Below are 9,462 nucleotides of genomic sequence, written 5' to 3' on the forward strand. Positions count from 1 at the left end.
CGCCACTTGGACCGGCGCCTGCCCCACCTGCCGACGAAAGATCAGAACCGTCCGCCACAAACGCCGACCACCGACCTAACAAAGCACTACTAGCCGTCGGGTCATGACGATGACCATGGCCCACTGGACCATCGCGGCGTGGTGTTCGGGATGGCGCTCGTAGTCGCGGACGGTGCGCCGGCAGCGGGTGATCCACGACAGAGTTCTCTCGACTACCCACCTGCGGTGCATGACCTGGAACCCGACCTGGTCTGCGAGTTTGCGGACGATCTCCACGGCCAGGCCGAGCGCCTGGGTGGCCCAGTCGACGAGCTGGCCGGCGTAGCCGGCGTCGGCCCAGACCTTGATTACGCCGGTGAAGCAGGTGCGCAGTGCCCCAGCAGGGCGCGGGCGGCGTCGTGGTCCTGCACCGCGCCGGTGGTGACCAGGACGATCGGCAGCAGGCCGGTGGTGTCCACGACGATGTGGCGCTTGCGCCCGTTGACCTTCTTGCCCGCGTCGTAGCCGCGGCTGGTCTTGGCGACGGTCTCGGCCGCGCGCACTGACTGCGAGTCCATGATCGCCGCTGTCGGGGTGGCGTTGCGGCCCTCGGCAACACGGACCTGTTCGCGCAGGCCGTCGTGCAGGCGGGTGAGGGTGCCGTCGCGGGTCCAGGTCCGGAAGTAGTGGTAGACCGTGGGCCAGGGCGGGAAGTCGACGGGCAGTGCCCGCCATACGCAGCCGTTGTGGGCCAGGTAGCGGATGGCGTCGACGATGTCGCGTCGCGGGTAGGACACGGCGCGGCCGGTGCCACCGGCGGGTACGTACCGGGCCATGACCTGCCATTCCGCGTCGGTGGTGTCCGACGGGTACCGGCGTGCGCGGCCGGTGGGCAGGTGCCGGGGGTGCGGGATCGGCCTGGCCGCAGACCCGTTGTCGGGCGTCACCGGTGGTGGCCTGGCCCGGCATCGCCCGGAGGAGGGGTCAGGCCAGCAGGCCCGCGGCGACGGTCCAGAGTCGCTCGGCGTTGGCAGCGTCAAGGGCGTACGCGGCCACGCCGCGGTAGTCACCAGGGCGCGCGGTGACCACCTCGGCCTGTGCGCAGTCCTCGAAGTAACGGCCGCCCACACCTTCCAGCAGTGGGGACGCGGCAAGCAGTACCGAGGTGGCGGCGCCCTGGCTGGGGCTCTTCTGGCGCTCGGGCGGGGTCCTCAGCCCGCCGGTGTGCTTCTGCAGATTCGTCGCGATCGCACCGGGGTTCAGCGAGTTGGCGTAGATCCCCTCGCTTGACCACCGCCGAGTTGCCTCAACGGCTAGCAGGATGTCGGCGGTCTTGGACTGCCCGTAGGCGACGAAGGGGTCGTAGGGGCGGAAGTCGAAGTGCAGGTCGTCGAAGACGATCGGGGAGAACAGGTGGCCGCTGGAGCCGAGCGACACGATCCGTGCGCCGTGGGCCGCAGCGAGCGCGTCATGCAGGCCGAGCGTCAGTGCGAAGTGACCCAGGAAGTTCGTGGCGAACTGCATCTCCCAGCCTTCCGGGGTCCGCTGCAGGTCGGGCAGGGCCATGATCCCGGCGTTGTTCACCAGGATGTGCAAAGGCTCGTCCCAAGCGGCGGCGAATGTACGCACCGAGTCCTGGTCGGATAGGTCGAGAGGCCGCACGGTTACCGCAGGATTGCCCGTGGTCCGCACGATGTCCGCCGCGACCTGCTCCGCGGCGTCCGTCCGGCGCACCGCGAGGGTCACCGCGGCGCCCGCGTGGGCGAGAGCTCGGGACGTCTCTGTGCCGATGCCCGATGCGCCGCCGGTCACGATCGCACGTCTGCCGGACAGGTCTACACCGTCGAGAACCTGCTCCGCAGTGGTGGCGAATCCGAAGTCCGTGACGATCCGTTCTGTCATTGCTTGCCTTTCGTTGATCTTGCGGCGCCTCGCGTCGGGTATCGGGCCCGGCAGATCCCTGGGACCCGCCGCGCGTGCTCGGCCATAGGGCCTGTCGGTCGGACCGGCCGACTTGATGACGCCTGGCGTCGTGGTCAGCGTGCGTGTGATGTCGCGTCGAGGAAGTCGTCGACGGTCAGCGTCGCGTGTGAGATCAGCGGGTAGCGCAGGATCATCGCGTCGTAGGCCGGCCGACCGCCGGCCGCGGCTGTCGCGTCGGTGAACGTGGTGACGTGGTAGCCGCGTTCCATCGCGGTCCGGGCCGTGGACTCCACGCACATGGTTCCGACCATGCCCGCGACCGCAACGTACTGAACGCCGTGTTGTCTGAGTTGCGTATCCAGGTCGGTGGTGGCGATGACGTCGATGTTCTTGTGTGGAGAGACGACGATCTCGCGGGGCTCCGGCGACAGGTCGGGGTGGAAGTCGGCGTTCCAGGTGCCGGCCTCGAACAGGCGGTTGTCGTACATCTCCTGCTGGATGCCGCAGATGTAGCGCCAGGTGGTGTAGTCCTCCTCGGTGAAGGACATGGGCGCGAAGAACACCGGCATGCGCTGCGCGCGTGCTCCGGCGAGCAGCCGCTTGAGGTTCTCGAAGGTGCCGATCCGCTCGAACTCGTCCTTGAATTCCGCGTAGCTCTTGCCCTTCTCAGCGAAGACCTCGTTGACCGTGTCGATGAGAAGCAGGCCGATCCGGCCGCTCTCGTAATCGGTGCTGGACATCAGGCGACTCCCATCGTGTTCGTCGGGCGAAGGCTTCCCGGCCTGAGCACCTTCGTGGTGGGGACGGCGTTGCCGGACATCCCCGCTGGACCGCTCACCGCATCAGGCGTGGTCGGCGACGTCCAGGACGATCTTGCCGGTGGTGGTGCCGGCCGCGACCGCCGCGTGCGCCTCGGTCACGTCGTCCAAGGTGAAGCGGCGAGGGTCGAGCAGTGGCACCAGTGCCCCCGCCTCGGCCAGTGCCGCGACTTCTCGCAGGATCTGGCCGTGGTGTTCGCGTCCGCGGCCGGTGAGCATCGGCAGAAGCGTGAAGACCCCTGAGTAGGTCGCTCCGCGAAACGACAGGGGAGCCAGCGAGTGGGTGCCCCACCCGAGCGCGCTGACGACATGGCCGGTGTAGGTGCGCGCGGCCGCGAACGACGCGTCGAGGGTGGCCCCGCCGACGGTGTCGACGATGATGTCGAAGCCTTCGCCCCCGGTGTGCTGCTGCACGTACTGCTCGACGGAAACGCTGGTGTAGTCGATCGGTGTCGCTCCGAGGTCCTCGATGGCCTTGAGGCTGCGCGGGGAGCCGGTCGCGTAGACCTGGGCCCCGCGAGCGCGGGCTATCTGCACGGCCGCGGAGCCGACTCCGCCCGCGCCACCGTGCACGAGAACCTGCTGACCGGCCTGCACCGCGGCTCGGTCGACGAGCCCTTCCCAGGCGGTTATGACGGCCAGCGGCAGCGCGGCCGCCTGGCGCATGGTCAGCGACCTAGGCTTGAGCGCCAGCAGCCGGGCGTCCACGGCTGTGTACTCCGCGAGGGAGCCCGGCAGGTCGCCGACCCCGCCGGTGAGGCCGTAGACCTCGTCGCCGGGTTGGAAGCCGGCCACACCCGTGCCGACCGCCTGGACTATCCCGGCCAGGTCCAGGCCGAGGACCGCCGGCAGGCGCGTCTTCGCGTGGGCCGCCTTGCCCGCCTGGATCTTCGCATCCAGCGGGTTGACGCCGCTGGCCGCCACCCGCACCAGCACCTGGCCCGGTCCGGCGACCGGCTTGTCGATCTCGCTGACCTTCAGCTGATCGCCGAACTCCCGCAGTACGACAGCACGCATGTGCCATACCTCTCATCTATGTCATCGGTGTCGATGTCGTCGGTTCCGGTGCCGCCGACGGCTAGCGGCCCGCTGCCGCTGCTTCGCGGATGAGCTCCACGACAGCGGCGGCTTCGGGAATACCGACGGTGTGCGACCCGCCGGCCAGTTCCACGGTCCGCCGGGACCCGGCCCGTTCGGCCATGAACCGCTGCACGGCCGCGGGAATGTTCTTGTCCTCGCTGCCGAACAGGAACCACGACGGGATCGCCCGCCAAGCGGGCTCGGCCGACGGCTCGTTGAGCGCGGACTCCACGATGGGCCGCTGGGTGACCGCCATGACCGCCGCGTCGGCGGCAGGCGAGTCCGCGGCGAACTGCGCGTGGTAGCGGTCCTGGCGGATGTACAGGTCGGTCTCGCCGGTCGGCAGCTCGACGGCGGTGAGCGTTTCGCCGAGGCTGCCGCCTTCATAGCGTCCGGCGAGCTCGGCGGCGCTCTCGCCCGTGTCGGGGGCGAACCCGCCGACATAGACCAGTGCTTTGACCTGGCCGTTGCCGGTGGCGCCGTTGGTGATGACGGTGCCGCCGTAGGAGTGCCCGACCAGCACGATCGGGCCCTGGACTTGCGCGAGAACGCTGCGCAGGTAGTCGGCGTCGTACTTGACGCCGCGCAGCGGGTTCGCGACCGCGATCGCGGGGAAGCCGTCGCCGAGCAGGGCGGCGATGACGCCGTTCCAGCTGGCGGACTCGGCGAACGCGCCATGGACGAGGACCACCGTCGGCTTGCCGCTGGTGGTGTCGGTGATGCTCACGAGCTGCTCCTTTCGTGGTGTCCTGTGCCGACGCTCCGACTGCCGGACGCGGCCTGTTCGAGATGGGCGCCGGCCAGGCGCCGTGGGTCGGTTTCGTCCAGGGGGTCCAGACGCAGGCGGGTGAGCTTGAGCCGGGCGATCCGCCATCGCCCGTCCACCCGGTGGTACGTCTCGTGGTAGTGGCCGTATCCGTGGTGGCCGTGTGGCGTGTGCGGGCCGCTGGGCACGGTGACCAGGTCTTCCATGGCCCACACGCCGGTGGCGGTGTCCGGGCCGGTAAGTTCGATCTCAGGCATGTGGCCGTGGTGCACGGTCGGCGTCCGGCCGATCAGGCGGCCGGTCGAGGTCGCGAACTCGGTGGCGTCGGTGAAGACGACGTCGCCGAAGTCGATGTGGGGCGAGGCGGTGAAAAGCGCGGCCAGTTCCGTCCACTGCTTGGTGTCGACGTAGCGGAAGTAGCGCGCCTTGAGCTGCTTGATTGCTTCCACGTCGAGCAGCTGCCGCACCAGTTGATCGGTCATGAGGAGCTTCTCCTGTCGCTGCGTGACGGGCTTTCAGAAGGCCAGTACCAGGCGTCCGCGCACGCCGCCGGCTTCCAGCAGCCGGTGGGCCAGCGGTGCCTGCTCCGGCGGCAGGACCTGAGCGACGCGTGGGGTCAGCACCCCGGCCTCGGCCAGTCGGCGCAGCTCGTCGAGCTTGTCCTGCCGGCCGCCGTAGTCGGGAACGAACACCGAGTGGATCGTGATCGGGCGCTGCGGCGTGTGCAGCCCGCCGCCGGGCTCGCCCGATCCGCGGAACTGCGCGAATGCTCCGCCGTCGCGTATCGCCCCGAACAGGGCGTCGCCGATGACGGCGGCGTCGGCGACCGCGTCGACGGGCCCGCCGGCGGCCTGGACCAGGCGCGCGGCGACGCCGTCGCCGCGGGCCACGACCTCGTCGGCGCCCAGCTTGCTGACCAGCGGGACGTCGGCCGGTAGTGCATCGGCGACGACCCGCAGCCCGCGGTGTTTGGCCAGTTGCACGAGGTAGCCGCCCAGCGCGCCCGCCGCGCCGGTGACCGCCAGGCTCGACCCGGCGGGCAGGCCGAGTTCGTCCAGCGCCAGCAACGCGGTCAGCCCGTTAAGCGGCAGTGTGGCCGCCTCGACGTGGCTGGTCCCGGCCGGTGCCGGGGTGATCCATCCGGCGTCGAGCACGACGTGTTCGGCGTACCCGCCACCGCCTGGCCGGATCGGGATGACCATCGCCATGACCCGGTCCCCGATCCGGAGGCGGGTGTCGGCGCCTGGGCCGATCTGGTCGACGGTTCCGGCGACGTCCTGGCCCGGTATGTAGGGAGGGGTGAGCTCGCGCATCAGGTTCGCGATGTAGCCCGCCCGCAGCAGGGTGTCGGCGGGGTTCACCGCCGCCGCGCGGACCCGCACCCGGACCTGCCCGGGGCCGGCCTGCGGGCGGAGTACGTCCACCATCCGCAGCACCTCGGGGCCGCCGTACTCGGTCAGACCGACCGCTCGCATGGCCACCTGCCCGCTGCTCATTCGCGACCGGTTCGCGCGCCCGGGCTGACCGGCGGGGCGACCGCCGCGAACTCCTGGCGGGTGGTGGGGTCGCCCTCGATCGACTCGTATGTCGCCTTGGCATGGCCAAGCGCCTGCATGAGCGACTTCGGGCCGCGGAACGGCTCGCCTCCGATGTGCCAGCCGTCGGGGTGCAGTTCTTCGATGAGCACCCACACGACGTCGCGGAACGCCTCGGAACCCTCGTGCCTGACCATCACGTCGGTCAGGTCCGCGGCCAGGGCGTGCTTCTGCTCCTCGGTGAACACACCCTCGACGAGTTTGACGTTGACGAACGGCATGGACTTCCTCCTGTCGATCCCGCCGCGGTGGCCTGCGACGCTCGGTACGCCACCGGCGCCGCGGCCGGTTCCATGGATCAAGTGTCGCGCCCGCCGGCCGCTGCTGAACCCGTCATAATCCCTGGTCAGCCCCGCGCGAACCCCCGGCATGGCGGTGCGGCTACACCGGCAGGGCGGCCTTGGCCTGCAGCGGTGTGTTGCGCAGCTCGCGGCGGGAGTTGATGGCGAGCTTCGCGAAGACCTTGCGCAGGTGCCACTCGACCGTGCGCGGGCTGAGGAACAGTTGAGCGCCGATCTCCGGGTTGGTGTACCCAGCGCTGGCGAGACGGGCGATCAGAGCCTCCTGGGCAGTGAGGTCGGCCGCCGCCGATGCGCTCGGTCTGCGGACCGTCTCGCCTGTTGCCAGCAGCTCGCCGCGGGCGCGTTCACCGAACGCCTCGGCACCCATGCGGGTGAGCATGTCGTGGGCGCGGTGCAGGTGCTCGCGGGCGTCCGCGCGGCGCCGCTGCCGGCGCAGCCACTCGCCGTACACCAGATGCGCCCGGGCCAGGTGCGCGGCCATCCGGCAGTCGTCCAGCCGCTCGACCGCCTCCCGGTACAGCGCCTCGGCAGCCGCCCCCTCGCTCAGCAGGGCGCGGCAGCGGGCCTCGACACCCAGCGCCCACTGCGTTCCACTGGCCCGCGTCCGCTGTGCCAGCCGCCGTAGGGCCTGCTCGCCGACCTCCCGCTCGTCTGTCCTGGCCGCGGCCTCTACCAGTTCCGCCAGCGCCCACGGTCCGGTCGCCAGCTCGTCTCCCGCACCGGCTTCACGCGCGGCGTCCAGCGCCGACCCGTACAGGCCGAGCCCGTTGTGCAGCACCGCCGTGGCGTACTCCATCATTGCCAGCGCGTTGCCTTCGCCCCGCGCCGACGCATCCCGGATGCCGTCTCGGTGTAGTTCGTCGACGCTTTCCCGGTCACCCCTCCAGGCGGCCAGGATCAGCGACGTGAACGGCGGCGGCGCCACCTGCACCGCCGTGTTGAGGGCCGCCGCCTCCTCCAGCAGGGTCGCCGCGCCGGCCAGTTCACCGGCCTGGACATGCCAGCCGGCCAGGTAGTCCAGCGCCAGCGGAAGCAGGTTCAACGTGCCGGCCTCACGCGCCAGCTGCACCTGGCGGGTGGCCAGTTCCAGCCAGGCCTGATCGTCCCACAGGTCCATCGCGGCACCCGAGGTCGCCAGGCATACCCAGGTAAGCCGGTGGTACTCGGAGCGGTACGCGGACAGGGATCGCTGGATGATGGGCGCGGCCTGCACGTATCCGTGCGCGAACCGGGTCGCCAGGCCGTCCAACAGCAGATCGACGGCGCGCGGGGGTTCGGCGGCGGCGGGTGCGGACAGGGCCGCCTTCGCGACCGCGAGCACGCCTTCACCGTCGCCGAGGCGCCCCGCGTAGATCGCGGCCAGCAGCGCTTCCAGGTACGTCTCCCGCGCCATCGCGGCGTCGAGGGCCGACAGCCGCTCGGCGGCACCCAGCAGCAGCGGCGGCGCGTCCCTGCCACGGCTGCCGGCGAACGCCAGCTGGGCTCGCAAGCGTTCGACCCGGGCCCGCTGCAGGCCGTCCAGGGCGCTCATCTCCGCCGTGGCGAGCAGCTCGCGGGTGGTGTCGATGTCCCCGGCGTCGAACTTGGCCTGCGCCGCGGCCAGCGCACGAGCACCACGTCGGGCCGGGTCGGGGGTCAGTTCCGTCGCCCGCTCCAGAAACGCGGCCGCGGCCGCGACACCGCCGCGCGCCTGCGCCCGTTCCGCCGAGCGCTCCAGCTCCTCGGCCACCGCCGCGTCAGGTGCGGGGGCGGCTGCGGCGAGATGCCACGCGCGGCGGTCCGGATCGGCCACCGCGTCTGTCGCGTCAGCCAACACCTGGTGCACTCGCCGGCGTTCTGTCAGTGTGGCGGCTCGGTAGACAGCCGACCGCACCAGGGGGTGCCGGAACCGCACCCGCGTTCCGATCTCGATCAGACCCGCGGCCTCGGCGGGCGCTGCCGCGTCGTCGGTCAGCCCCAGCTCGGCGGTGGCCCGCCGCAGCAGGGTCGGGTCGCCGATCGGCTCCGCGGCCGCGACAAGCAAGAACTGCCTGGCCTGCGCCGGCAGCGGCCGCAGGCGCCGTACGAAGCCCTGCTCGATGCGACTCGCCAGCGGCTGCGCATCGGGCAGCCCGAAGCCGCCCGCCAGCTCCGCCGGGGTCAACCCCCGCGGCAGCTCCAGCAGTGCGAGCGGGTTACCCCGGGTCTCCGCGACGATCCTGTCGCACACGCGCTCGTCGAGCCTGCCGTGCACCGCCGACGCCAACAGCAGGCGCGCGTCGGCGTGGTTGAGGCCGGCCACGTTCAGTTCGGGCAACCCGACCAGCTCGCGCTCACCGCTGGGCCGGCGCACCGCGAACACCAGCGCCACCGGGTCGGCCTGCAACCGTCGCGCCGCGAACGCCAGCGCCTGCACCGACGCCCGATCGAGCCACTGGGCGTCATCGACCACGCAGTACAGGGGCAGCTGGGATGCCACGTCCGAGAGCAGCGTCAGGACCGCCAGGCCGACCAGGAAACGATCCGGGGCCGCCCCCTCGGCGAGGCCGAACGTGACCCGCAGCGCGTCACGCTGCGGTACAGGCAGAGCGTCCAGCTGGTCGAACATCGTCGCGCAGAGCTGCTGCAACCCGGCGTACGGCAACTCCATCTCGGCCTCGACGCCGGCGACCCGAACGACCCGGCCATGCTGAGCCGCCCTGTCTGCCAGATGGTCCAGCAGAGCGGTCTTGCCCTCGCCGGAATTGCCGCGAAGTACCAGAACGGCATGGTTGCCTGCCTGGACCTCCTCGACGAGTTGGTCGAGGGTCTCGCACTCGGCTCGGCGGCCGTACAGCTCGTGCACCGTCGCAGACATGCGTGCCTGACCCCCGTCCGATGCGAAGTTCCAGCCGCCTCGTCCGGATTCAGCGAGTGACGACGCTTACGATCTTGTGCGCAATAGTTGAGGTCGCGTGATGGGCTGCTCCGGGGCGTTTCACCAGGTGATGGTGCGGTCGGAGACCAGGGCGGCGACGGCG

General features: G+C 71.0%; 10 protein-coding genes. All 10 read right to left on the minus strand.

Annotated elements, in window-relative coordinates:
* Positions 1–75 precede the first annotated feature (75 nt).
* Complete coding sequence (locus AB0J67_RS36815; protein WP_363489713.1) at positions 76–372, minus strand: transposase; 297 nt, start codon at positions 370–372, stop codon at positions 76–78.
* Positions 348–926 (minus strand): IS5 family transposase, encoded by a 579-nt coding sequence (locus AB0J67_RS36820; RefSeq protein WP_363489695.1) that lies wholly within the window; start codon positions 924–926, stop codon positions 348–350. The genes AB0J67_RS36815 and AB0J67_RS36820 overlap by 25 nt, the downstream gene beginning before the upstream one ends.
* Before the next feature lie 37 nt (positions 927–963).
* Complete coding sequence (locus AB0J67_RS36825) at positions 964–1,881, minus strand: SDR family NAD(P)-dependent oxidoreductase (protein WP_363489697.1); 918 nt, start codon at positions 1,879–1,881, stop codon at positions 964–966.
* Between the two features lie 134 nt (positions 1,882–2,015).
* Positions 2,016–2,642 carry a cysteine hydrolase gene (locus tag AB0J67_RS36830; protein ID WP_363489699.1) on the minus strand — a complete coding sequence of 209 codons (627 nt, stop codon included), beginning with the start codon at positions 2,640–2,642 and terminating at the stop codon, positions 2,016–2,018.
* A 102-nt stretch (positions 2,643–2,744) separates the two neighbouring features.
* Entirely contained in the window at positions 2,745–3,737 is a 993-nt protein-coding gene (locus AB0J67_RS36835; protein WP_363489701.1) for a zinc-dependent alcohol dehydrogenase family protein, read from the minus strand.
* A 61-nt stretch (positions 3,738–3,798) separates the two neighbouring features.
* The gene (locus AB0J67_RS36840) at positions 3,799–4,527 is read right to left on the minus strand and encodes an alpha/beta hydrolase (protein WP_363489703.1); all 729 of its coding nucleotides are present in this window, start codon (positions 4,525–4,527) and stop codon (positions 3,799–3,801) included.
* Positions 4,524–5,048 (minus strand): nuclear transport factor 2 family protein, encoded by a 525-nt coding sequence (locus AB0J67_RS36845; RefSeq protein ID WP_363489705.1) that lies wholly within the window; start codon positions 5,046–5,048, stop codon positions 4,524–4,526. Before AB0J67_RS36845 ends, AB0J67_RS36840 begins: the two co-directional genes overlap by 4 nt.
* Positions 5,049–5,081: 33 nt before the next feature.
* A complete protein-coding gene (locus AB0J67_RS36850; RefSeq protein ID WP_363489707.1) occupies positions 5,082–6,041 on the minus strand; it encodes an NADP-dependent oxidoreductase in 960 nt (319 codons plus the stop codon).
* Positions 6,042–6,058: 17 nt separating this feature from the next.
* The gene (locus tag AB0J67_RS36855) at positions 6,059–6,382 is read right to left on the minus strand and encodes a 4-oxalocrotonate tautomerase family protein (protein WP_363489709.1); all 324 of its coding nucleotides are present in this window, start codon (positions 6,380–6,382) and stop codon (positions 6,059–6,061) included.
* A 160-nt stretch (positions 6,383–6,542) separates the two neighbouring features.
* Positions 6,543–9,299, minus strand: a complete 2,757-nt coding sequence (locus tag AB0J67_RS36860; protein WP_363489711.1) for an AAA family ATPase — start codon at positions 9,297–9,299, stop codon at positions 6,543–6,545.
* Between the last annotated feature and the right edge of the window lie 163 nt (positions 9,300–9,462).

Origin of the sequence: Catellatospora sp. NPDC049609 (assembly GCF_040675365.1) — a bacterium.
Lineage (GTDB): Bacteria > Actinomycetota > Actinomycetes > Mycobacteriales > Micromonosporaceae > Catellatospora.

Bases quoted from the DNA above. Each gene is read 5' to 3' on its own strand.
- AB0J67_RS36860 (WP_363489711.1), bottom strand. From the start codon at position 9,299: ATGTCTGCGACGGTGCACGAGCTGTACGGCCGCCGAGCCGAGTGCGAG.
- AB0J67_RS36830 (WP_363489699.1), bottom strand. From the start codon at position 2,642: ATGTCCAGCACCGATTACGAGAGCGGCCGGATCGGCCTGCTTCTCATC.
- AB0J67_RS36850 (WP_363489707.1), bottom strand. From the start codon at position 6,041: ATGCGAGCGGTCGGTCTGACCGAGTACGGCGGCCCCGAGGTGCTGCGG.
- AB0J67_RS36825 (WP_363489697.1), bottom strand. From the start codon at position 1,881: ATGACAGAACGGATCGTCACGGACTTCGGATTCGCCACCACTGCGGAG.
- AB0J67_RS36845 (WP_363489705.1), bottom strand. From the start codon at position 5,048: ATGACCGATCAACTGGTGCGGCAGCTGCTCGACGTGGAAGCAATCAAG.
- AB0J67_RS36835 (WP_363489701.1), bottom strand. From the start codon at position 3,737: ATGCGTGCTGTCGTACTGCGGGAGTTCGGCGATCAGCTGAAGGTCAGC.
- AB0J67_RS36855 (WP_363489709.1), bottom strand. From the start codon at position 6,382: ATGCCGTTCGTCAACGTCAAACTCGTCGAGGGTGTGTTCACCGAGGAG.